Consider the following 23,446-nt stretch of genomic DNA (forward strand, 5'->3'; position numbering starts at 1 on the left):
GCTATTCGGGAACGGCCACGCCACGTTCGACCAGCCGCTGAGCCAGGCGCTCGGCGTATGGATAAGGGCGATACCCACGCTGCCCTTCGACGTGATCGAGATAAGGCTTGGCGGCCATCACCGTACTGGAATAGGAGCGCCCCATGCTCTTCTCGACCATGGCTACGTCCACATAGCCGCCCTCACAGGCAATGGCGATAGCGTTCAGGGTGGCCAGCGTGACTCCCACTTGATCGCGCACCTCCTGGTTGAGTGCAGCGAGCTCCTCCGTCGAGCGACCGGACAGCTGAGCATGGAGTAGCCGCCTGCCGCGCCGCTGCTCCGGTGAGATGTATCGCTGGTAGAGGTCGAAGAAGGCACGGACCCGGTCCGCGCGGTTGGCACGTCTAAAACCCCAGACCGCGATGGTGATTGCCACGAATGGAGAGAACAAGGCCAGCATGGCAGCACCCAGGCCGTTCACTTGGCCTCCCCCGCCACTTCCTGGGTCCTTGGCTCGTCGCCGTTGGACTCGGCGGAACCTTGAACCGGCAATTTGTCTCTCTGGATTCGCATCATCACCTTCTCGTGCCGGGTCAGGTTGGTCAGCGCCGCCTTCACGACAATGCCGCGCACCATCGCTTCCAACTCCGGCACACTGCCGCTCTCCCATGCCGCGGGCCCGGCCTGGACTATCCTCAGGAACCAGCCCGGACCATCTATACCGAATGCACGCAACTGTTGCCCGTCTTCTGTCGCGTAGTGGAGTTCGTCGCCGAACGGTCCCGCCACCTTCCGCACGGTCAGACCGTCCTGCGTGATCCGGCCGGCCATCACTGCCCGCACCTCGGGCCAGAGCGGCCCTCCAGTCGCTGCGTAAAGCTCGATGTTCATCCGCTCTGCCGCTGCCTCGGCGACAAGGACCCGAAAGTCTCCGTCAGGGCCTGCGGAGACGGAAAAACGTACGCCGTCGGCAACGGTCACGAACATGGCTCCCAGGTCCAGGTGATTGGCCGGCAACACATCGACCTCCGAGATGTCTCGCGGCCCGGAGACCACAGGCTCCTCGGCTTCTGGCTCCTCGGCTACTCGCTCCTCGGCTTCTGGCTCCTCGGCTACTCGCTCCTCGGCTTCTCGCTCCTCGGCGCCTCGCTCCTCGTCGACGCCGTCCGAGCCCGCCCGGTCGGGCTGTGGTTCCGCGGTCCCGGGATCCACGTCCAGGAACGCGCCGAGTGAGATCAGTTCGAGTGCCGCCACCTGGGTCTCCTGCCAGGCCCGAACCGCGCTCGCCACTGCTGCTGGCAGGTCCGCCACGATGGCGCGGGCGGCAGCAGACGTCACACCTGCCGCGACGAGTTGAGATGCCAGGGATCGCCGGCTCTCCGTGTCCATGAGCGCACCGACAAACCCGGCGATGAAGATCTCGACGGACATGGCTGCGATATCTGCGGCGTCTACTGGCTCCTCGTCTGTGTCAACGACACCGATCATCTGAGCCACCGCCGCAATCAGCTGCGTCGCCTGCGCCTGGTCCACCACGTCGGCAGGCAGCAACGGCCGTAGCAGTGACTCGACAAACGCATCAGCCGAGTCGGCCGAGGGCTCCGTCTGGCCGGAGAAGAGTGCGGCCAGTGCGTCCACCAACTCCTGCCTGACGGACGCCGGCGCATCGAGATGGAAGGATACGACGCCAGACAGCATATGGACCAGCACAGGCGTGCCGAACTCTGGGTGCGTCCTACCGAACTCGTTGAGCTTGTCGAAGCCGTCTCCGGGAGTCGACATCAACTCCTCGCGCAGATCTGCCCGAGCGCGGTCAGCGGCAGCCTTCGCTTGGTCACGGCGGGAGCTCAGCGCCTCCTCGAAGCGCTCAAGGTGACGCTCGACGTCGCCAGACTCATCGACCGAGACCCAGTAGCCCTGTTCGATCATCCGTTCGTTCAGCCGATCTGCGGCGGCCTTGATCCCCAGTTGCCTCCGGGAGTCGTCAACGCTCAGCGTGAAGCACGGCGTGTCGTCATGGTCGACGATGAGGCGGCAGAGGGCCTTGAACTTTGGCAACTCGTCGAACGACCTCCCCGTCGTACGAAGCACGTCGGAGAGGATCTCCGCATCCTGCGGCCCGACCCGAAAGGACACCGTCGTACCAACGTTACCCAGGATCGCGTTGAGCAACTCACGGCTCCGCCCGCCCTCGAAACGGGAGAAGGCGTAGAGCTGCTCCAGATTCTGGTGTGCCAGGACCAGGCCGCAGCCGAACTTGCGAGCCTCGGCAATCAACCCTTCGAGCCCAGCGGTCGCGAACTTCTGGAACTCGTCGATGTAGAGGGTGAACGGTAGGCGGTTGGCGACCTGCCTCCCGGTGCCCCGCTCGTAGTCGAAAACCGCTCGCTGGATGCGGCGGAGGAGCAAGCTTCCGATAAATGAGGCCGCTCCGGCGCCGAGCGTGGATTCAGGAATCTTTACGAGCAGCACCCCGTTGTTCCAGACGATCTGGTCGATGGAGAGAGGGGAGTTCCGGGTGCTGCAAAGCGACGCACGGACCCGGCTGCCGCTGGGCATGAGATCAGCCAACTTGGACAGCATCCACACGACGCGCTCGGCCCGTTCGCTCTCCGAGATGGATTCGAATACGTTCCACCGGTCACGCAGGACCGTGTTGGATTCGATCGACTGCGCGACCAGCCGGCGAATCTCCCGGTTCCGATACATTATTTCGACCAGATCCAGTGACCGCGGCACCGGGAACTCCGGCTCGAACATGGTTTCCAATGCCTGGCGAACCATGTCGTCAAATACCGGGCCGGTGAACTCGTTGTAATACCTCGACTCCAACACCCGCAGGAAGTCCGTCGTGTGCAGGATCTCGCTGCGCTCGTCATGGATATCGAGCAGGAGGGGGTTGAGCACGGGCAGGTAGTCCGAGCGGCCGAAGTCCAGAAGTACGGTTTCCCCGAGCCGGTCCTGGCAGTGCCAGGCAAGGTAGTCGACAAGGTCTCCGTGCGGGTCGATCACGACCAGGCCCCGCTTCGCGGCAGGGTCCGCTCCCCGCCGTCCTGCCAGGTCCTGCCGGCACAACTCCTTCAGGAAGTTGGTCTTGCCGGTACCCGTCTTGCCGACCACGTACATGTGCCGGACACGAGCGGTCTCGTCCAACAGCACATCGATGCTGCGGTCGACCTTCGGCCCGGCAATCTTCGCGCTGCCCAGCCGGAGACCCATCTTCGGCAACTCCGGACCCTGGTAGTGAATCAACCCGTCGTACTGGTTCTGCCGTCCGCGAGCCTGGAACTGCCCATAGGGTGGATGGAAGATCCTGATCAGCTCGCTGGGACTGAAACGGACCGGCTCATCGTGTGCCACCTCGGGCTCGACCTGCTCGACGGTGGCCGGTATGGTCCCGAAGACCTCATGACGAATCGTGTCGGCCAGAAGATCTGGTATGGGTTGCTCGCTGCTGAGCACGAGCGACATGCCCAGACCTTTGGATTCTTCTTTTGACATGTCCCTCAGGAGGCTGAAGTATGCGGCAGCCCGGCGCTCGGCCTCATCACCGACGGTCATGTACGGCATTGAGGTGAGGGTGTTCAGCAGTACGCTGTCATCATCAACCGTACGCGCCGCCCGGGTGCTGTCACCCAGCGGCGCGACCGGCGTGACCCGCATATCCATGGCAATCGGTGTGTCGTGCGTACGGATAAGGTCGAAAATCGGTGACCAGTCGTCGCGGACTGTCGGTGAGTGACTACTGAGGTCCGGTGTGATTCGTAGACAGTAGGCACCGTCCGGCAGGCCGGACGACTCGTCGGACCGCGACAACGACCAGCAGGCGACCAACATCGAACGGAGTTGCCCTTCAACCTGATCCGCCTGTACGACCGAGTCGTCCCCGGTGACAATCACGTCGAAGTAGTTGCGAAGATCCGGGCTGTGCGGGTCGGACACCGAATGGAGGCGGTAGGTGATGGAGAACGAATCGGGCGGTAGCGCACTGAGCGCGCGCAGAAAGTTCAGTTGCCGAGGCAGCGTGGACACGGCTCGGCGGCTGTCATACCTGCCGAGCCGGATGGCGAACGACCAGACGTTGCCGTCAACACGGCGAATCTCGTCTTCTTCCCGAAACTTGTCGGCTAATGCTCGGTGGGCATCCAACAGGGCACCGACTGGCGGGACTTCCACACCGGAGGCCACCAGATCGCCAATTCGACGTACGACCAGCTTGGCTTGCTTCGCCCGTACCGCTTCCTCCTCGACCATGGACGTGACGGCGAGGTGGGTGCCGAGCAGGGCATAGTGTCGATCGTCGTCGAGCCCCTGAGCCAACGCCCTACGGTACTCCTCCAGGCTCTGCCGCAGCGGGCCCTGCGTCGGCAGGTGCGTGAGCCACCTGGTCAACTGCTCGGGGAGATCCGTCGTGACCGACCCGCTCTGCCCGTCACGGCGCTCGTCCAGTGCCCGAACCACGGTCACCGCCACCTCGCTATCGGCCCTCCGTTCGATGATCTCCGAACGGAGCACCAGACGATTCTCCGTCCTCGCCAGAGAGGTCGGCTGCTGCGCGTAGCGATCGTGGTCCACCATCAGAATGGCGGCGTATCCCCTGCCGACCGGAGCGACGCCGCGCTTGTCCACGAAGGCCGAGCCCCGCAGGGAGGGCGCCACGATGGTGGACCCGCCGTGGCGGGCGCAGTTCGCAATCAGCCGGACGTAGTCGCGCGGCCGGTCCGGGACGAACGGGGCGACGGTGGCGGTGAATGCTGGAACGCACACCACATCCGGCTTCTGGGCCAGCAACTCGTCCCCGCTGCGTAGGTAGTCGAGGCACACCGCGACGCCGATCCGAACGGCGCGGCCGCGGAGCACGGTCTCGACCACGATCGGCCCGTTGCCCACTTCGGCAACCTCGTGTTCGGACGGGTAGTGCTTGGTCACCAGGTGCACACGCTCGTTCTCCACCAGCACCGACAGATTGCGCCCGATCAGGTCGCCCGCACCGAGCCGCCCGCCTGCCTGAATGGCCAGCATCTCGGCCTCTGCTCGGTTGCGCACGATACCCATGCCGGCGACCAGTGCCCGGCCACGGGAGAATCCGACCAGGACATCGAGGCAGGAGATCGGAATTACGTACTCGGGCAGCACGACTACGTCCGCCTCGCGGCTGTCGACAAACGCAAGTATCTCCGAAAGCAACTGTCGTGTTTCGGTGGAAGCGATCTCCTGGACGTCGCGGAGGATGTTCGAGGCGTTTGCACCGGCGGCGGCGGCGAAAAATGCGGTGGCAGACAGCGCCTGCGTGAAGTCAGGTTCACTTGCGAGAGGTTCCGCCGGCAGCCACAGCTTGCCATACTCGCTGAGAGCTTGCGGCGTGCCGTCGAGTTGGACAACGCACAGGCGTAATGGCCTGTTTCCTGGTGCAGTGGTCATCTAATCCTCGCGGAGATCAGCTCACCGTTATTGGACGTGTCGCCTTTCTAACACGAGTATCTGTCGCTCGCGTCAGGCAGAGTACCTCGGCACCTGGAGAGTCGACACCCGTCACTTGGGCATCGTGAAGATCCGATCTGCGGGTGCTGTCAGCAAAAGGAAAGACTTCTGCGCCGAGTGTGCAGATGGTCAGCGTCACGACCGCGTCAGTTGTGGACGATCCACCCACAGCGGCGCGCTCGAACTCGCCGTCGAAGTCGCCGACACCGTGCACCCTGCCGCCCCCCGCCACCTACCTCCACCAGCACCGACGACCGGATTTCCTACCGGGAGTTTTGCGGGAGAACGATGTCGGGCGTGCCGGACGACATCCGAGAAGGAGGTGACTGAAGACCCGGCGACGTACGATTTGCGTAGTGAACGGGCAAATGGGTGTTAGCGCGAACAGTTCGTCACGCAGAGCCACCCTCCCGCGTCCGACTGCTATCAGGTCCAGGTAGCCGGTGATTCTCCTGACCGGGCCCCGGGCAATGGATGTTTCCGGAACGTGTCTTGTCTTTTTCCGGTAAGTCTGCGACCGTTTTGGCCGTCGGTGGCCTGGGTCACCCCAAGGCCGACCGCGATGTGGCCGCGAGCCGAGCACCAGACCAGCGCCTGTCGACAGGAGGACCCCCCGCTTGCGTCCCCGGCGGGCGCCCCTGGTTGGCGGCTCCGCTCGCCGCAGCGGAGTTTCAGGTGGACAGACTCGGCAGAGAGGAAAATTGATGAGGGCGAGAAAACTACTGGCTGTGTCGGTCGCCCTGGCGACGGGCGTCCTGGCGACGGCCGGGTGCGGTGGCGGCGACTCGGAGGGCCGCAACAGCGACGGCTCGGTCACGATGACCTTCTGGCACAACGCCACCACGGGCGAGGGCAAGGCCTTCTGGGAGAAGACGGTCGCCGACTTCCAGGCCGCGAACTCGAACGTCAAGATCGAGATTCAGTCCATTCAGAACGAAGACCTGGACGGCAAGCTCCAGACCGCGCTCAACTCCGGCGACGCCCCCGACGTCTTCATGCAGCGCGGCGGCGGCAAGATGGCCGCGATGGTCAAGGCCGGCCAGCTGATGGACATCACCGGATCGATCACCGACGACACCAAGAAGGTCATCTCGGAGGGGTCGTTCACCGCGCAGACGATCGACGGCAAGGTCTACGCGATGCCGGTGGCAGTCCTGCCCGGCGGCTTCTTCTACAGCAAGGATCTGTTCGCCCAGGCGGGCATCACCCAGCCGCCGGCCACGCTTGACGAGCTCAAGGGCGCCGTCGACAAGCTGAAGACGGCAGGCGTGCAGCCGATCGCCCTCGGGGCCAAGGACGCCTGGCCAGCCGCCTTCTACTACTACTTCTTCGCGCTGCGCGAGTGCAGCTCGGACACGATCACCCAGGCCGGCCAGACGATGAACTTCGACGATCCCTGCTGGCTGAAGGCCGGTCAGGACGTACAGAGCTTCGCCGCGGCGCAGCCGTTCAACAACGGCTTCCTGACCACCTCGGCCCAGCAGGGCGCGGCCAGCTCGGCCGGTCTGCTCGCCAACCACAAGGCGGCGATGGAGCTGATGGGCGCCTGGAACCCGGGCGTCATCGCCTCACTGACCCCGGACGAGAAGCCGCTGCCCGACCTGGACTGGTTCCCCTTCCCGAGCATCACCGGCGGCGCGGGTGAGCCCGGCGCCATCCTCGGTGGCGTCGACGGTTACTCCTGCTCGGCGCAGGCCCCCAAGGAGGAGTGCGCCGCCTTCCTGAACTACATCGCGAAGACCGATGTACAGAAGGCGTACTACGCGGCCTTCCAGGCGCCGCCGGTGAACAGCGAGGCGCAGGCCGCGGTCACCGAGCCGCACCTGCAGTCGGTGCTCGCGGCCTACAACCAGGCGCCGTTCGTCTCGCAGTGGCTCGACACGGTGTACGGGCAGAAGGTCGGCAACGCCCTCAACACCGCCGTGGTGAACATGCTGGCCGGCAAGGGAGACCCGCAGAGCATCGTCGACGCGGTCAAGGCCGCCGCCGAAGGCCCGTAGAGAACTACACATCATGTCTGATCTGGACCGTGGAAACGTACGGCTCGCGCCGGAGAAGTCGCCGGATCTGACGACGGGCGGGGGTGGCACACCGGTCGTGCCGCCCCCGGCCCGGCGCCGGGCACGAAAGGGCATCGGCTGGCCCGCCCGGCTGGAGATCGCGCTGATGACAGGGCCGACACTGCTCGTGTTCCTGTCCTTCGTCATCCTCCCGGTCGCCATGGCGGCGTACTACGGCTTCTTCAGTTGGCAGGGGTACGGCCCAGCCGAGGAATTCATCGGCTTCCGCAACTACCTGTTCATCTTCAAGGACGGCACGTTCATCGACGCGCTGCGGCACAACGGCGTGATCGTGGTGCTGTCGCTGCTGCTCCAGGGGCCGGCGGCGATCCTGCTCGCCCTGCTGCTGAACCGGCGGATGCGGGGGCAGACGCTCATCCGGGTGCTCGTCTTCGTCCCCTACGTGATCGCCGAGGTGGTCGTCGGCATCGGCTGGAGCCTGATGCTGCACGGGGACGGCTTCGTCAACTCCATCCTCGCCGACCTCGGGCTGGCCTGGCTGCAGAACGACTGGCTCTCCGACCCACAGATCGCGATCTGGACGCTGATGGGCATCCTCACCTGGAAGTACATCGGCTTCGCCGTGATCCTCTTCCTGGCCGGGCTACAGGGCATCCCGGAGGAGTTGACGGAGGCCGCGGCGATCGACGGTGCGTCGTACTGGCAGATCCAGCGTCGCATCACCCTGCCGCTGCTCGGGCCGACGATCCGCATCTGGGCGTTCCTGTCGATGATCGGCGCGCTGCAACTGTTCGACCTGGTCTACATCATCTGGGGCCAGTACATCGCGGCGACGGCCGGCACGTCGACGATGGCCACCTACATGGTGGCCAACGGGCGCAACGCCGGTGAGTACGGGTACGGCAACGCGGTCGCCGTGGTGCTGTTCTTCATCTCGCTCGTCGCGGCCCTGATCTACCAGCGGTTCATTCTGCGCCGGGACACCGCTGGCGCGATCACCGGAGGGAAGAACTGATGACCGCGACTGCCGTAATCGGCCGCCGGGCACCCCGGGCCAGGCGGCGGCCGGCGTGGGGAAACCCGTCGGTGTACTTCGTCGCCCTGCTGCTGATCGCGACGATGCTGGCACCGGTCGTCTACATCATCGTCGGTGGCTTCCGCACGAACGCGCAGATCACCACCGACCCGGCCGGATGGCCGAACCCGTGGCGGTTCGAGAACTACCTCGACGTGCTGACCGGCGGGACATTCTGGCGTCAGGTGCTCAACTCCACCATCGTCGGCGTGGCCACCACGGCGGCCGTGGTCACCCTCGGTCTGATGACGAGCTTCATCCTCGCGCGCTACCGGTTCTGGGGCCGGGAGGCCATGTACTCGCTGTTCGCCGCCGGCCTGATGTTCCCGCTGACCGTGGCGATCACACCGCTGTACATCCTGATCAAGAACCTCGGCCTGATGAACACGCTGCCCGGGGTGATCCTCCCGCAGATCGGGTTCGCCATCCCGATGACGATCATCATCCTGGTCCCGTTCGTGCGCGCCATCCCCGACGAGATCCAGGAGGCCGCGTCGATCGACGGCTGCAGCCGACTGGGCTTCTTCTGGCGGATGGTGCTCCCGCTGTCCAAGCCGGGAGTCATCACGGTGGGCATCCTGACGTTCATCCAGAGCTGGAACAGCTACCTGCTGCCGCTGTTCATCCTCAACCGGGAGGAGACCTTCACGCTCCCCCTCGGCGTGCAGGCCTTCGCGTCGCAGTACTCGGTCGACACGGCCAAGGTGCTGGCGTTCACCTCCCTGTCGATGATCCCGGCACTGCTGTTCTTCAGCCTCTTCCAGCGCCGGATCGTCGGCGGCCTGACCGGAGCCGTAAAGGGCTGACCATCCCCAGCACGCACCGGGATGACCCCGCGATCATGCAGTTGTGGCACCGGAAATCAGCGGTTTCGCGGACTTTGTGAAGTGCCACAACTGCATGATCGGCGCGCGGGTCAGGGGTGCCGCCGCCGGGTCTCGAAGCGCTGGGCCGGCGGCGCTGTCAGTCGACGGGAGGGACGGCCAGCATCGCCAGCGGCACATGATGCTGGCCGGCGTGGATGTCGCGGTCGTGCAGGCTGCCCTGCACGACCGGCCGCGGGAACGAGATCTTCACGACGTTCAGCGAGGGGATCCGGAAGAACTGGACGCCCTCCGCCGCGACGTCGTAGAGGCGGGCGATCACCGAGGCGTCCAGGAACGACGGGTCGGCGAGGACCGCGTAGGCGTCGGCGTCCCGCGCGAACACCTCCATCGTCACCCAGAACGGCCCGGCGTTCTTCGACCGGACCTCCAGCGCGAGATCTGCGACCACAGTCATCGGTTGTCCTCCAGGCAGATGCGGAACAGGCTGGTCGGCGACGGCACCTCGACGACGTGGTTGAGCACGAACTCGTACACCGCTCCCCGCTCCGTCTCGGCCGGCGACGTGGCGAAGGCGAGGCTGGGCAGGTAGTCCATGTCCGGCGTGGGCAGGTGCAGCATCAGCGGGTTGGCGACCTTGGCAACCGCCGTCGCGGTCTCCTGGTCCGCCGCGCGGACCAGGAGCATCACGCCCACCTCCCGGGGCGGCCCGGCGGCCGGGTCGAGTTCGCCGAGGATCGCGTCGTATCCGTAGCGGCGGATGTCGAAGGTGTAGTCGCCCTCGCCCAGCCCGATGGTCCCGGACACCCACTCGCTGATCATCTTCCGGAGCAGCGCGGCCCACGTGTCGATCTGGCCCAGGATGTGCGGGTCGCGGATGGCGGTGAAGGACATCGTCTCGTACCCGGTGATCCGGGCGCCCTCGAGCTTGATGGTGTGCTGCGCGGCCGGCTCGAACCGGGAGCCCTCGACGCGGACGCGCCGCTCGTCCAGGGCCCGGTAGACCGCCTCGCCGACCTCGATGGTGCCGGCCGGCTCGCGCATCGTGAAGGGGTTGACCGTTTCGTAGAGCATGTGCGCCGCGACCGAGGTAGGCGTGCACGCGTTGGCCGGATCGAGCGGCTCGATGGTGAATCCGGTGGCGTCGACGGTGGCCAGCACCCCGCCGGCGCGCGGGTTCGTGGTGCACTGCCCGCCACACTCGACGATCTTCGCGGCGTGCCACACCGGCCCGGCCGGCATGCCCTTCAGCAGCGGATAGGCGGCGGCCACGGCGGTGTCGGTGGCCCGTCCGGCGAGGACCACATCGGCGCCGGCGGTCAGGGCCTCGGCGATCGGTTCATGGCCCATCATCCCGACGATGTTGGCGCAGCTCTCCAGGGTCACCCGGTCGAGTTCGCCGGCCGGCGGGAGTGGACGGATCCGGTCCAGATCGAGTTCGGCGGCCTGCTGCGAGCTGTAGATCCTGGCCAGCCGCAGGTCCAGGCCCTCTGCGGCCAGGATTTCCCGGGTGATGCCGGCGACCCAGTCGACGCCGGCGTCGGTGCCGCTGGTGCCACACGAGCCGACGATCAGCGGGATGCCGGCCGTGGCCGCCGCCCGTAGCAACAGGCGCATGTCGCGGGCGACCGCGGCGCGGGCGGTCTTGGCCGTGCCGGCACCGAGGTAGTAGGGCCCGGAGTCGGTCGAGCCACCGTCCACCGCGATCACGTCGGCGCCGAGGGCCAGGCCGCGGGCGACGGTCTCGGGCGGGAAGCCGGCGCCGAGCATGCCGACCGGCACCAGGATGCGTACGGAATCAGGGTTGGTGGCCATCGGTTCCTCAATTCTTGACGATCGCTCGGCCGGCCTGCCGGCCGGAGAACAGGCAGCCGCCCAGGAAGGTGCCCTCCAGGGCGCGGTAGCCGTGCATGCCACCGCCGCCGAAGCCGCTGGCCTCGCCGGCCGCATAGAGGCCGGGCACCGGCTGCCCGGCGACGTCCAGGACCCGCCCGTCGAGGTCGGTGTGCAGGCCGCCCAGGGTCTTGCGGGTGAGCACGTGCAGGCGCACGGCGATCAGCGGCCCGGCTTTCGGGTCGAGGATCCGGTGCGGCGGGGCGGTCCGGATCAGCCGGTCACCCCGGTAGTTCCGGAAGTTCCGGATCGCGGCGATCTGCAGGTCCTTGGTGAACGGGTTGTCCAGCTGCCGGTCGCGCGCCTGCACCACCCGCCGGACCTCGGCCGGGTCCAGCAACGGCGTCTCCGTGAGCGCGTTCATCCCCTGCACCAGTTCGTCCAGGTCGGCGGCGACCACGAAGTCCGCGCCACGGCTCTTGAACGCCTCCACCGGTGCCGGCGCGCCGGCCCGGATCCGGCCCAGCACCTGGCGGACGCTGCGGCCGGTCAGGTCCGGGTTCTGTTCCGACCCGGACAGCGCGAACTCCTTTTCGATGATCTTCTGGGTCAGCACGAACCAGCTGTGGTCGTACCCGGTGGACCGCAGGTGGGCGAGGGTGCCGAGGGTGTCGAATCCGGGCGAGAGCTCCGCCGGCAGCCGCTGCCCGCGCGCGTCCAGCCAGATCGAGGACGGCCCGGGCAGGATGCGGATGCCGTGCGCGTCCCAGATCGGGGCCCAGTTCTGCACACCCTCCACGTAGTGCCACATCCGGTCCGGATTGATCACCGCGCCGCCGGCGTCCGCGGCGATTTCGATCATCCGGCCGTCCACGTGGGCCGGCACCCCGGAGACCATCCGCGCGGGCGGCGTGCCGAGCCGCTGCGGCCAGTTGCGGCGAACCAGGTCGTGGTTGCCGCCGATGCCGCCGGAGGTCACCACCACCACGGGCGCGGACAGTTCGAAGTCCGCGACGGCCGTGCCGCTGCTGGCGGTGCCGCGCTCCGTGTCGCTCGGTGCAAGGACCTTTCCGCGTACGCCGGACACGGCACCGTTGGTGCGCACGATCTCGTCGACCCGGTGCCGGAACTTGAACGTCACCTTCCCGGCGCGTGCCTTGGCGACGAACGGCTCCAGCAGGCCCGGCCCGGTGCCCCAGGTGATGTGGAAGCGGGGCACGGAGTTGTTGGCACGCTCCGCCCAGCCGACGATCGGGAACAGTTTGACGCCGAGCTCACCCAGCCAGGCGCGTTTCTCGCCGGCGGCGAAGTCGACGTACGCCTCGGCCCAGCGCCGGGGCCATTCGTCCTCGGGCCGGTCGAACCCGGCGTTGCCCAGCCAGTCCTGCCAGGCCAGCTCGCGCGAGTCGCGGATGCCCATCCGGCGCTGCTCGGGTGAGTCGACCAGGAACAGGCCACCGAACGACCAGAATGCCTGGCCGCCGAGGCTCTGCTCGGGCTCCTGGTCGAGCAGGAGGACGCTGTGCCCGGCGTCCACGAGCTCGGCGGTGGCGACGAGCCCGGCCAGGCCGGCTCCGACAACGATCACGTCAGCGGTCATCTTCTCTGCTCCGGGGTGATCAGGTGGGCGTTGACGGAGGTCTCCGGTTTCCCGGCCAGGGCGGCGACCAGTTCGCGGGCGCCGCACAGGCCCGAGTCGCGGCGGGCCTCGGTGGTCTGACCACCCATGTGCGAGTAGACGGTGATGCCGTCGACGCCGCGCAGCACGCTGTCGGCGGGCAACGGTTCGACGTCCACGACGTCCAGGGCCGCCCCGCCGATCCGGCCGGACCGGACCGCCTCGGCCAGGGCGGCCACGTCGACGATCGGGCCGCGTGCTGTGTTGATCAGATGAGCGGTCGGCTTCATCCGGGCCAGCGCCGCAGCGTCGATCAGGTGCCGGGTGCGCGGGGTCAGCGCGGTGTGGATCGAGACGTAGTCGGCGTCGCGGAGCAGGAGTTCCAGGGGGACCTCGTGGCCCAGCACGGTCATGCCGAACGCCTCGGCGAGCGGCCGTACCCGCTGGGCCACCGCGCCACGGCCGATCAGGCCGAGGGTCTTGCCGCGCAGCTCGGACCCGTCCTGGCGCGGCCAGCCGCCGGCCGCGACCCCGGCCGCCATCGGGACCAGGTTCCGGGCCTGGGCCAGCAGCAGCGCGATGGTGTACTCGGCGACCGCGTTGGCGTTGATGCCGGGGAGGTTGCTGACGCTGATGCCGAGTCGGGTGGCGGCCGGGACGTCGACGGAGTCGTACCCGACGCCGGTGCGCACGATCGCCCGCAGCCCGGGCGACGCCGCCAGCACCTGCTCGGTCATCGGCTCGTTCGCGATCAGCGCACCGTCGGCGCCGGTCAGCGCGGCGATCAGCTCCGCCGGCCGGCGCGGCCCGCGCATCGGGTCGTACCGGGTGGTGAAGCCCTGTCCGGTGAGGTAGGAATCCACCTCGTCTCCCGGGCTCAGGTAGTCGGTGGTGATCAGGATGGTCGGCATCGGCTCTCTCTCAACGTGCGGGGGCGGGGGTCGTCTCGCGGGCCTGTTGCAGGCGGGCCAGCCGGATCACCACCACGGCGGCGAGCATGGCCAGCACGGCGATGTCGAGCAGCATCCAACTCCAGCCGACGAGGTCGACCGCGGCACCGACCAGCGCCGGCCCGGCGAAGCCGCCTAGGTACCAGGTGACCGCGTAGAGCCCGGTGTACGCGCCGAGCATCCGGCTGGACGGGGCCAGGTTCCACAACGCGACCGCCGCGTTGATCAGGAAACCGGCGGCGCCCATGGCGGCGAGACAGAACAGCACGACCGTGCCGGTGGGGGTCCGCACGACGGCGCCGGCCGCGAGCGCCCCGGCGAAGACGACGATGCCGATCAGGATCACCCGCAGCCGGCCGAAGCGCTCGGCCGCCAGCGCGGCCGGATAGGCCGCGATCAGGTAGGCGACGCCGCTGGGCAGGGTGAGCCCGCCGGCCTCACCGCGGCTGAGACCCAGGACCTCCATGCCGTACGGGGTCATCAGCGACCGGGACGCGAACCAGGCGCCGCCGAAGAGGAAGACGGTGAGCAGCAGAAGCACGCGCCGCCGGTCGCGGCTGGTGACCAGTTCGGCGACGACCCGCCACAGCGGCGACTTCGTCTCGCCGGGTCCGGCGGTCGCGTCCTCGGCCACCGCGGCCCGGTAGGCCCGGGACCGGCTGTCGCGCACCTTGACGATCATCACGACGGTGACGACCAGCATGATCGCCGCCGGGATGACGAAGGCTCCCCGGGGATGGTCGTCCACCACCAGGAGGCTGATCAGTGACGCCACGATGATGGTCAGCGAAGTGGCGATCTTGACGACGGCGTTGGTCCGGCCGCGCCGCTGCGGCGCGACGAAGTCCGGGGTCAGCGCCTCGGCGAGGGGCCGCATGGTGTTCGCGACCAACGCGTAGCAGACCATCACCGCGACCAACGTGACCAGCGAGGTGGTCCAGGGCAGGAGCAGGAAGAGCAGCGCGCCGAGGGGCATGCCCACCGCCAGGTACGGGATGCGCCGTCCCCACCGCGTCCGGGTGTTGTCGGACCGGTTGCCGATCCAGGGCTGGATGAAGATACCCAGCAGGTTGTCCATGCCCATCAGCACGCCGACGAGCGCGGCGCTCGTGACGTGTTCGCGCAGCAGGACGGGCACCTGGTTGTCGTAGAAGTTCCAGGTCGACTCCTGCGCGAACAGCGTGAGAGCGATGAAGAAGGTGATCTTCCGATACGACACCTCGTCGCGGGTCTTCATTTCGGCCATGTCGCCTCCATGTAACGTGTGCCGCGTCACGGTAGTTTGCTATAGCAAACACGTCAACAGTTGCATGCAAGTTATGCAATGGCATGCGTTAGGGTGTGGCCATGACAGTCACCGAGACGCTCGCCGACCAGGCGTACCGTCATGTCCGCGCCGCCATCGCCGCCGGTGAGCTCACGCCGGGAGAGAAGGTGACCGAGCGCGGCCTGGCCGGACGCCTGGCGATCAGCCCGACCCCGGTCCGGGAGGCGCTGCGGCGACTGGAGTCCGACGGGCTGATCGAGCGGATCGGGCCACGGACCGTGCTGGTCGCCGAGATCCGCGACGCCGCCATCGACGACCTCGCCGAGGTCGAGGTCGGCCTGCGCGGCCTGGTCGCCCGGTTCGCCGCCCGGCACGCCACCCCCGGACAGCTCGACACCCTCGACGAGATCCTCGACCGGGCCGACGACCTGCTGATCCTGCTCAAGGAGCGCCGCTCCCAGGGCCGGCCGCCCGAGCGGCACCTCACCGCGCTGCTCGACACGATGCTGGAGTTCAACGAGACGGTGAACGCCTGCGCCCACAACCCGGTCCTGATCCGGATGCTCGACCAGAGCCGGGTCTTCACCCGGCCGCAGCGGCGGGAGCTGCTGTTGCAGCGGGTGGCCGAGGACGACACGTTCGGCCTGGAGCGTTACACCAGCCATCGCGCCCTGGTCCGGGCGCTGCGCGCCGGCGACTCCGCCACCGCCGAACGCATCGCCATCGCCGACTCACAGGGCGGCCTCGACGCACTGCTGGGGGGCCGATGAGCCACCGGATCGCCGTCATCCCCGGCGACGGGATCGGCAAGGAGGTCGTACCGGCCGGCATCGAAGCCCTGGAGGCGACCGCCGGGCGCTTCGGCCTGCGGCTGGAGTTCACCGACTTCGGCTTCGCCAGCGCCGACTACTGGCAGCGGCACCAGCGCATGCTGCCGCCCGACTGGGAGGAGACGCTGCGCTCCTTCGACGCCATCTTCTTCGGCGCGGTCGGCTGGCCCGACGTGGTACCCGACCACATTTCGCTCTGGGGCAGCCTGCTGCAGTTCCGGCGGACCTTCGACCAGTTCGTGAACCTGCGCCCATGCCGGCTCATGCCCGGCGTCCGCAGCCCTCTCGCCGACCGCGAGCCCGGCGACATCGACTTCCTGGTGGTCCGCGAGAACACCGAGGGTGAGTACTCCAGTGTCGGCGGGCGCATCTTCGAGGGCACCGACCGGGAGACCGTGCTGCAGGAGACGGTGATGACCCGGATCGGCGTCGACCGGGTCCTGCGGTTCGCCTTCGAGCAGGCGCAGAGCCGCCCGAAAAGGCACCTCACCTCGGCGACCAAGAGCAACGGCATCGCCATCTCAATGCCGTACTGGGACGAGCGGGTGGCCGCGATGGGCGAGCAGTTCCCCCGGGTCCGGGTCGACAAGTTCCACATCGACGCCCTTGCCGCCCAGTTCGTGCTGCACCCTGAGTGGTTCGACGTGGTCGTCGCCAGCAATCTCTTCGGCGACATCCTCTCCGACCTCGGCCCGGCGTGCACCGGCACGCTCGGCATCGCGCCCAGCGCCAACATCAACCCCGATCGCCGCCATCCGAGCCTCTTCGAGCCGGTGCACGGCTCCGCGCCGGACATCGCCGGCCAGGGCATCGCCAACCCGGTCGGCCAGATCTGGTGCGGCTCGATGATGCTGGACCACCTCGGCCATCCCGAAGCCGCCGCCCACCTGCTCGGCGCCGTCGAGGACGTCCTGGCACTCGGACCGAAGGAGTCGCCGCTCACCCCCGACCTGCACGGCACCGGCACGACGGCGGAGCTGGGCCGCGCCATCGCCGAACGCGTCCGGGAGCGCTGAGCCCGTCCGCCCCACGCCGCTCGAACGACTGAACGTGGCCTCAGTGCTGAACGAGCCCGCCGGCCAAGACCGGAGGGACGTGCCCGGTCGCCGGGCGCGTCCGCGCCAGGGCAAGACCGATGTCCACCAGGGAGGATCGGCGCAGGTGGACCACGTCCGGTATCGGGGTCCAGACCGACTCGGCAGTTTCGCCGTTCGGCTCCGGCCGGAGGACGCCTGCCGTGATGCGAACCTGGTAGAAGATGCCAACATTCTGGTGTTCGCGCCCTGACCGCGCCTCGGCGGCGGGAATCACCCTGGAATCCACGCCCAGCAAGCGCTCGACCACCGCGTCGCAGCCGGTCTCCTCGGCAACCTCCCGGATCACCGCATCGAACGGATCCTCCGCGTGCTCCACCCTGCCGCCCGGAAGGCTCCAGTTGGTCCCGCCGGCCGGCGACACGCAACGGACAAGCAGCACCCGCTCATCCTCGAAGCACACGGCGTATGCGGCCAACCGGAAACTCATCACCAGCACCTCCCGACCGACATCGACGTCCCGACGATGACAATCTCTCGCGGGCTGCAAGCCACACCATCACGCGGGGATGGTCCCTTGAAATGGTGATGGCGCCGCGATAGTCACCCTGAGTCAGGGCATACCAGGCGCGCCATCGACCGTTCGACGGAGAGCTGAATGGACTTGATCTGTAGCGGCGTGGTCGTAACGAGGAGCGGGGTGGCGGATGCCTACCCGGCGGTGAAGGGCCGGGCGCATGGCATCATTTCGCCCAGACGCTGCCGAGCACCGCGTCCAGCGGTCGCGGCAGGGTGCCCCGTTCGGCTGCCGCCTCGACGAGCAGGCGTGCGTAGCGCAGGTTACGGCGCGAACTGCTGCGCAGGAAGCGCCATATCTGCCCGTCGACATCCCGACCACGCCAGGCTGGCTGACTCTGGAACGAACGGAACGAGCGCAGGTCACCCTGCCTGTCGAAGAGCGCTTCGACCCCGGCGATGCCGACGGCACGAATCAGCTCATCCTCCAGGTCCCGGTGGCAGACGTGGAACCCGAGGTGCTCCATGTCGGTCCGGGTGCGGGGTGAGCCGACCCGGGCCGCCTCCAGTCCGCGCCGGAAGATCTCCTCCTCAGCCAGGTCACACAGACCGGCAAGTCGCACGCCGGCACCCCGCGGCCCCAACCACGTCAGGAAGCGGCCGACAGCATGCGCCCCACCGATCGGCACTATCACGATCCGCGCGGCCGGGAGACTCCGGCCGTACACGCCGGCGGTCGTCTCCAGGGCGATCTGGTCACTGATGCCCTCGACGAGCACCACGGCCGCGGCGGACTCGGCCTGCGCCAGGGCGCGGGCCGTGGCCTGGCGCGAGGCGACATTGCCACCCAACGGCCCGTCGAGCGTCTGCCGAGGCACCGCACGGCGCTCGGCGGCGTCGGTGGTGGCGCTTGTCGGTGGGTCGTCCCGGGTCACTCCGGGCTCTGGGTGAGGCTCACGATTCGAGGTGGACATCTCGGCTCCGGGTTGTCGCCACGGTCGCCATCATCGACCATCCGCCCCGCACCGGCGAGCGATTTGGCCGCGGGACGCCGCGCCGGTGGCCGCTGCTCGGGTGCAGACAGCACTACCCGTTCGGCCGCCATCGCGTACCTCGCCCGGCCAGGGCGTCCGCTGCGGCGGGCAGGTCGTTGACAAGGGGCCCGTGCTCTACCGCAGGCGTTAACAGGGTGCCCTTCCTTAACGCACGGGTGCCCCGGGTGCCGCCCGGCGCGGCACCCGGGGCGTCCCGGGCCCCGTCGGCCCGCTTATCCGCGCACCGCGACGGTGTCGACCGTCGCGGCGCGCCGCTGGTGGGCGCGGATCGTCTCGGCGTAGCGGGTGCCGCTCGCCTTGACCGTCCGCTGTTGGGTGGCGTAGTCGACGTGCACCAGGCCGAAGCGCTTGTCGTAGCCGTACGCCCATTCGAAGTTGTCCAGCAGCGACCAGGCGAAGTAGCCGGCCACCGGTGCGCCCCGGCCGACCGCCGCCGCGCAGGCGGCCAGGTGCCGTTCCAGGTGGTCGGTGCGCTCGGTGTCGGTGACGGAGCCGTCGGCGGCGACCACGTCCGGCCAGGCCGAGCCGCTCTCGGTGACCAGGAGCCGGGTCGGCGCGTACTCCTGGCTCACCTCGACCAGTAGGTGTTCCAGGCCGGCCGGGTGCACCTCCCAACCCATCGCGGTGTGCGCCGCGCCGGGCACCGGGACCTGCCGGGCGTACGGGGCAGGACCGTCCGGATCGTCGGTCACCACCTGCCGGAAGTAGTAGTTGACGCCGAGGAAGTCGGTCGGGGCGGCGATCACCGCCAGGTCGTCGCCGCGTACCGGCGGCTCGATGCCGTAGGTGGCGACCATGTCGGCCGGGTAGCCACGGCCGTGCAGCGGGTCCAGCCACCAGCGGTTGACGTGCCCATCCATCCGGCGGGCGGCGGCGATGTCGGCGGGCCGGTCGCTGGCCGGCTCGATGGGGCTGAGGTTGAGCACTGGTCCGATCGACGCCGGCCGGGTGGCATTGGCCCGGATGGCGGCCGTCGCCAGGCCGTGACCGAGCAGCACGTGATGGGCGGCCGGCACGGCGCGGGCCAGGTCCCGCTCACCGGGAGCCATCCGCCCTTCCAGATGACCGATCCAGGCGATGCAGAGCGGCTCGTTGACGGTGCACCAGTCGGCCACCCGGTCACCGAGGCGCGCCGCGACCACGGCGGCGTAGTCGGCGAACGCCTCGGCGGTCTCCCGGCGCGGCCAGCCGCCCCGGTCCTGCAACGCCTGCGGCAGGTCCCAGTGGTAGAGCGTGACGTACGGCCGGATGCCGGCGGTGAGCAGGGCGTCCACCAGCCGGTCGTAGAAGTCCAACCCGGCGGGGTTGACCCGGCCGACGCCGTCGGGCCGGACCCGGGGCCAGGCCACCGAGAACCGGTACGCCCCGACGCCGAGGCCCCGCATCAGCGCCACGTCCTGCGGCCACCGGTGGTAGTGGTCGCAGGCGACCTCGCCGGTGTCGCCGTTGTCGATGGCTCCCGGTCGGGTGCAGAAGGTGTCCCAGATGGAGGGTTTGCGGCCGTCGGCTCGGGCGGCCCCCTCGATCTGATAGGCCGAGGTGGCAACCCCCCAGAGGAAGTCGGGCGGCAGCGTGGACAGGTCCGGCACGGGCGGTGTCTCCTCGGTAGTCGCGGTGGACGGGCTCACTTGACGGCTCCGGCGGTGAGGCCGGCGACGAAGTAGCGCTGCAACGCCAGGAAGCCGGCGACCACCGGCACGCTCACCACCAGGGAAGCGGCCATCACCTGGTTCCAGTAGACGTTGAACTGGGTGGAGTAGCCCTGCAGGCCGACCGCGAGGGTACGGCTGCCCTCGTTGGTCAGCACCGAGGCGAAGAGCACCTCGCCCCAGGCGGTCATGAACGCGTAGACGGTCACCGCCACCACGCCCGGCACCGCCGCCGGCAGCACCACCTGGAACAGGGTGCGCAGCGGGCCGGCGCCGTCGACCTGGGCGGCCTCGTCGAGGCCGCGCGGGATGGAGTCGAAGTAGCCGACCAGCATCCAGATCGAGAACGGCAGCGAGAAGGTGAGGTACGTGATGATCAGGCCGGTGCGGCTGGCGTACAGCTCGATGCCGGTGGCGTTGCCGAGATTGACGTAGATCAGGAACAGCGGCAGCAGGAACAGGATGCCGGGGAACATCTGGGTGGAGAGCACGGTGACCGAGAAGATCTGCCGGCCCCGGAACCGGTAACGGCTGACCGCGTACGCGGCGAAGATCGCCACGGAGACCGAGAAGATCGCCGCCACGCTGGCCACCAGCAGGCTGTTGAGCAGGTAGCGGCCGAGCGGAACGGTCGACCACATGTCCACGAACGCCTGCAACGTGGGACGTCGGGGCCACCAGGTGAACGCGCCCTGGACGTCCTGCAACGGTTTGATCGCCGAGCTGACCATCACGTAGAGCGGTACGAGGACGAAGCCGGCGAGCAGGGTCAGCACGATCCGGCGCGACCAGCGTTCGGCGGCGGTCTCACGCATCGTTCCTCCGTCGGTTGGTCAGCAACAGGTATCCGGCGGTGACCAGGAGCAGGAACAGCAGCAGCGCCACCGACATCGCCGAGCCGGAGCCGAAGTCCCAGGTCTGGAAGGAGCTGCGGTAGATGTGCAGCGAGATGAGGTCGGCCTCGGCCGGGGCGGAGCCACCGAAGAGGACGTACGGGGTGTTGAAGTCGTTGAAGGTCCAGAGGAACAGCACCAGCACCAGCACCAGGTTCACCGGGCGCAGCATCGGCAGGGTCACCGAGCGCAGCCGCCGCCAGAACCCGGCGCCGTCCATCGCGGCGGCCTCGTACAGCTCGTCGGGGATGTTCTGCAGGCCGGCCATCACGCAGAGGAAGGCGAACGGCCAGGTTCGCCAGATCGAGACGATCAGCAGGGCGACGAAACTGTTGTCACCGATCAGCCAGAACGGCCGGTCGTCGACGAGGTCGAGCTGGTCGACCAGGACGTGGTTGACCAGGCCGGTGTCGCGCTGGAAAAGGAAGGTCCAGGTGATGACGGCGGTGTAGACCGGCAGCGCGTACGGGGTGAGGAAGAGCGCGCGCAGCACGGCCCGGCCCCGGAAGGGTCGTTGCAGCAGTACGGCGGCGGTGGTGCCGAGGACCCAGGACAGCCCGACCGAGAGCACCGTGTAGACGACGGTGACCCGGAAGGAGCGCAGCAGTTCGGCACCGGCGGCCGAGTTGACGTCCAGCACCACCCGGTAGTTGTCCAGGCCGACGAAGGGTGCGCTGGACCAGTCGCGGATGTGGAACTGGGTCAGTTCCAGCAGGCTCATCCACGCGCCGACGAGCATCGGGATCACGTGGATCGCCAGTTCCAGCACGATGGCCGGGGCGAGCAGCAGGTACGGCAGCAGTGACCGGCGGGGCCGGCGGGCGGGCCTGCCGGCAGGCTTGTCGGCGGCGGCCGGAGGCTGGCGGGCGAGCTGACCGGCGGGCTTGCCGGCGGCGGCCGGGGACTGACCGGACGCGGTGCCGGCCGGCGGGGTGGTGGTTGCCATCAGGGTCCCTTCGCGGGGCTGGCCGTGGGAGGGTCGGCGGACCTCCCACGGCCAGCGGTCCGTGGTCAGCGCATCTGCTGCTGGGCCCGGGTCAACTTCTCCCGGACGCTGTCCTCGGTGACCGGCCTGCCGCTGGCCGCGTCGGCGAAGAGCTCTTTGATGGCGGTGCCGACCAGGGTCTCGAAGGTGCTCTCCTCGGGCACCTGCGGCAGCGGCGCCGCGCTGGTGGCCAAGGCCTGGGCGAGAACCTTCTGCTCCTCGGCGGCGAAGGCGGGGTCGGCGGCGACGGTGCCGACCGCCGGCAGCGAGCCGTACGTCTTGTTCAGCGTCACCTGCTCGGTGTCGCTGGTCATGAACTTGACGAACTCCAGCGCCCCGTCGAGGTTCCCGGTGTGCTTGAAGACGGCGATGTTGATGCCGGCGACCATGCTGTTGACCTGCTTGCCGCCGGCCGGCGGGGTGGCCAGGAACGGCACCGGAGCCACCCCGTACGCCTCGGGTGCCATGCCCTGTGACTTCAGGTTGGCGCCGGCGGCCTGCCAGAGCAGCATGGCGGCCTTGCCGTTGGCGAAGTCGGAGACGGACTGGTTCTGCGCGTACTCGGCGTTGCTGGGGTTGACCACCTTGTCGACGGCCATCAGGTCGATGTAGCGCTTGACGGCGGCGACGTTCTGCGGGGTGTCGAAGCTGGGCTTGCCGGCGGCGTCGAACCAGTCGCCGCCGTACTGCTGGCCGAAGGTGAAGGCGTGGTGGGCGTTCTCCGAGGGGTTGGCCCCCTCGACGGCGAGCCCCCACCTGCCGTCGCCGGTGAGCTTCTTGCCGACCTCGGCCAACTCCTCCCAGGTGGTGGGCGCAGCGGTGATGCCGGCGTCGGCGAAGGACTGCTTGTTGTAGTAGAGCGCGTAGGCGAGGCTGTAGAGCGGCACGGCGGCCGGCGGCTTGTCGGGGGCGCCAGCGGCGGCGAGGGCGGCGGGGACGAAACGGTCCTTGCCACCGACCTTGGCCAGCGTGGCGTCGTCGAACTCGACCAGCGCGCCGGTCGCCTGCAGCGACGCCGACCAGGTGTTGCCGATGTTCACCACGTCCGGGCCCTGCCCGGTGGTGGCGGCGGCGAGCAACCGGTTGAGCAGGTCGGACCAGGGTACGACCTCGACGTTGACCTTGATCCCGGTCTGCTGCTCGAACTTGTCCAGTTCAGGCTGGAGGATCTCTTTGTCGGCCTCCAGGCTGGCGCCCTGGTTGCTGGCCCAGTAGGTGAGGGTCTTGCTGTCGCCGCCGGCCTCGTCGCCGGAGCCGCAGGCGGTGAGTGAGGCGGCGGCCAGGACGGTCGCGGTGAGTATCGCGAGGTGTCGTCTCGACACGGGCTGCCCTTTCGATCTGGGGGTGGCGGTGCGGGGGGAGTTACATCACGGCTTAATTAATGTCGTCATTAAAATGGTTCGACGGAGGGCCGTCAAGCACGGGGTCGTACA

At 68.4% G+C, this 23,446-nt stretch carries 18 protein-coding genes; 5 read left to right on the forward strand and 13 right to left on the reverse strand.

Translation table 11 applies throughout. The features are described from left to right. Position 1 precedes the first annotated feature (1 nt). Both BMY89_RS07825 and BMY89_RS07830 read right to left on the reverse strand, forming a co-directional pair. Positions 2–463 (reverse strand): DUF4760 domain-containing protein, encoded by a 462-nt coding sequence (locus BMY89_RS07825; RefSeq protein WP_139217921.1) that lies wholly within the window; start codon positions 461–463, stop codon positions 2–4. Continuing rightward, on the reverse strand, positions 460–5,403 hold the full coding sequence (locus BMY89_RS07830; RefSeq protein WP_092377133.1) for a DUF3710 domain-containing protein: 4,944 nt from the start codon (positions 5,401–5,403) through the stop codon (positions 460–462). Before BMY89_RS07830 ends, BMY89_RS07825 begins: the two co-directional genes overlap by 4 nt. A 764-nt stretch (positions 5,404–6,167) precedes the next feature. Here BMY89_RS07830 and BMY89_RS07835 point away from each other — a divergent pair. Genes BMY89_RS07835 through BMY89_RS07845 form a run of 3 tightly spaced genes read left to right on the forward strand, consistent with a single transcriptional unit; the run spans position 6,168 to position 9,365 of the window. Continuing rightward, the gene (locus tag BMY89_RS07835) at positions 6,168–7,463 is read left to right on the forward strand and encodes an ABC transporter substrate-binding protein (protein WP_092377136.1); all 1,296 of its coding nucleotides are present in this window, start codon (positions 6,168–6,170) and stop codon (positions 7,461–7,463) included. A gap of 13 nt (positions 7,464–7,476) precedes the next feature. Further along, positions 7,477–8,499 carry a carbohydrate ABC transporter permease gene (locus BMY89_RS07840; RefSeq protein ID WP_092377138.1) on the forward strand — a complete coding sequence of 341 codons (1,023 nt, stop codon included), beginning with the start codon at positions 7,477–7,479 and terminating at the stop codon, positions 8,497–8,499. Next, positions 8,499–9,365 (forward strand): carbohydrate ABC transporter permease, encoded by an 867-nt coding sequence (locus BMY89_RS07845; protein ID WP_092377141.1) that lies wholly within the window; start codon positions 8,499–8,501, stop codon positions 9,363–9,365. Before BMY89_RS07840 ends, BMY89_RS07845 begins: the two co-directional genes overlap by 1 nt. A 157-nt stretch (positions 9,366–9,522) precedes the next feature. On the opposite strand, the gene BMY89_RS07850 is transcribed toward BMY89_RS07845, so the two are convergent. The 5 genes from BMY89_RS07850 to BMY89_RS07870 are packed head-to-tail and all read right to left on the reverse strand — an operon-like array spanning position 9,523 to position 15,030. After that, the gene (locus tag BMY89_RS07850) at positions 9,523–9,840 is read right to left on the reverse strand and encodes a DUF4387 domain-containing protein (protein ID WP_092377144.1); all 318 of its coding nucleotides are present in this window, start codon (positions 9,838–9,840) and stop codon (positions 9,523–9,525) included. Further along, on the reverse strand, positions 9,837–11,198 hold the full coding sequence (locus tag BMY89_RS07855; RefSeq protein ID WP_092377147.1) for an acyclic terpene utilization AtuA family protein: 1,362 nt from the start codon (positions 11,196–11,198) through the stop codon (positions 9,837–9,839). The genes BMY89_RS07850 and BMY89_RS07855 overlap by 4 nt, the downstream gene beginning before the upstream one ends. Positions 11,199–11,205: 7 nt before the next feature. Next, positions 11,206–12,816, reverse strand: coding sequence for an FAD-binding dehydrogenase (locus BMY89_RS07860; RefSeq protein ID WP_092377150.1), 1,611 nt, complete (start codon positions 12,814–12,816; stop codon positions 11,206–11,208). After that, positions 12,813–13,745: an NAD(P)-dependent oxidoreductase gene (locus BMY89_RS07865; protein ID WP_092377153.1), complete on the reverse strand. Its 933-nt coding sequence runs from the start codon at positions 13,743–13,745 to the stop codon at positions 12,813–12,815. Before BMY89_RS07865 ends, BMY89_RS07860 begins: the two co-directional genes overlap by 4 nt. Before the next feature lie 10 nt (positions 13,746–13,755). Next, on the reverse strand, positions 13,756–15,030 hold the full coding sequence (locus BMY89_RS07870; protein ID WP_170147737.1) for an MFS transporter: 1,275 nt from the start codon (positions 15,028–15,030) through the stop codon (positions 13,756–13,758). Positions 15,031–15,131: 101 nt separating this feature from the next. Between BMY89_RS07870 and BMY89_RS07875 the strand changes: the two genes are divergently transcribed. After that, positions 15,132–15,821 carry a GntR family transcriptional regulator gene (locus BMY89_RS07875; RefSeq protein ID WP_092377158.1) on the forward strand — a complete coding sequence of 230 codons (690 nt, stop codon included), beginning with the start codon at positions 15,132–15,134 and terminating at the stop codon, positions 15,819–15,821. Further along, a complete protein-coding gene (locus tag BMY89_RS07880; protein ID WP_092377161.1) occupies positions 15,818–16,897 on the forward strand; it encodes a tartrate dehydrogenase in 1,080 nt (359 codons plus the stop codon). Before BMY89_RS07875 ends, BMY89_RS07880 begins: the two co-directional genes overlap by 4 nt. Before the next feature lie 40 nt (positions 16,898–16,937). Here BMY89_RS07880 and BMY89_RS07885 read toward each other — a convergent pair whose 3' ends face one another. The 6 genes from BMY89_RS07885 to BMY89_RS07910 all read right to left on the reverse strand — a co-directional run bounded on the left by BMY89_RS07885 (position 16,938) and on the right by BMY89_RS07910 (position 23,335). After that, positions 16,938–17,405: an NUDIX hydrolase gene (locus BMY89_RS07885; protein WP_092377585.1), complete on the reverse strand. Its 468-nt coding sequence runs from the start codon at positions 17,403–17,405 to the stop codon at positions 16,938–16,940. Positions 17,406–17,658: 253 nt separating this feature from the next. After that, positions 17,659–18,366: a TOPRIM nucleotidyl transferase/hydrolase domain-containing protein gene (locus BMY89_RS07890; RefSeq protein WP_232521117.1), complete on the reverse strand. Its 708-nt coding sequence runs from the start codon at positions 18,364–18,366 to the stop codon at positions 17,659–17,661. Positions 18,367–18,698: 332 nt separating this feature from the next. Further along, positions 18,699–20,075, reverse strand: a complete 1,377-nt coding sequence (locus BMY89_RS07895; RefSeq protein ID WP_092377591.1) for a GH1 family beta-glucosidase — start codon at positions 20,073–20,075, stop codon at positions 18,699–18,701. A 35-nt stretch (positions 20,076–20,110) separates the two neighbouring features. Next, positions 20,111–20,950: a carbohydrate ABC transporter permease gene (locus BMY89_RS07900; RefSeq protein ID WP_092377163.1), complete on the reverse strand. Its 840-nt coding sequence runs from the start codon at positions 20,948–20,950 to the stop codon at positions 20,111–20,113. Further along, positions 20,943–21,974, reverse strand: a complete 1,032-nt coding sequence (locus BMY89_RS07905) for a carbohydrate ABC transporter permease (RefSeq protein WP_092377166.1) — start codon at positions 21,972–21,974, stop codon at positions 20,943–20,945. The genes BMY89_RS07900 and BMY89_RS07905 overlap by 8 nt, the downstream gene beginning before the upstream one ends. A 65-nt stretch (positions 21,975–22,039) precedes the next feature. Continuing rightward, complete coding sequence (locus tag BMY89_RS07910) at positions 22,040–23,335, reverse strand: ABC transporter substrate-binding protein (protein WP_092377167.1); 1,296 nt, start codon at positions 23,333–23,335, stop codon at positions 22,040–22,042. Between the last annotated feature and the right edge of the window lie 111 nt (positions 23,336–23,446).

The organism is Micromonospora phaseoli, assembly GCF_900109115.1.
Taxonomy (GTDB): Bacteria; Actinomycetota; Actinomycetes; order Mycobacteriales; family Micromonosporaceae; genus Micromonospora; species Micromonospora phaseoli.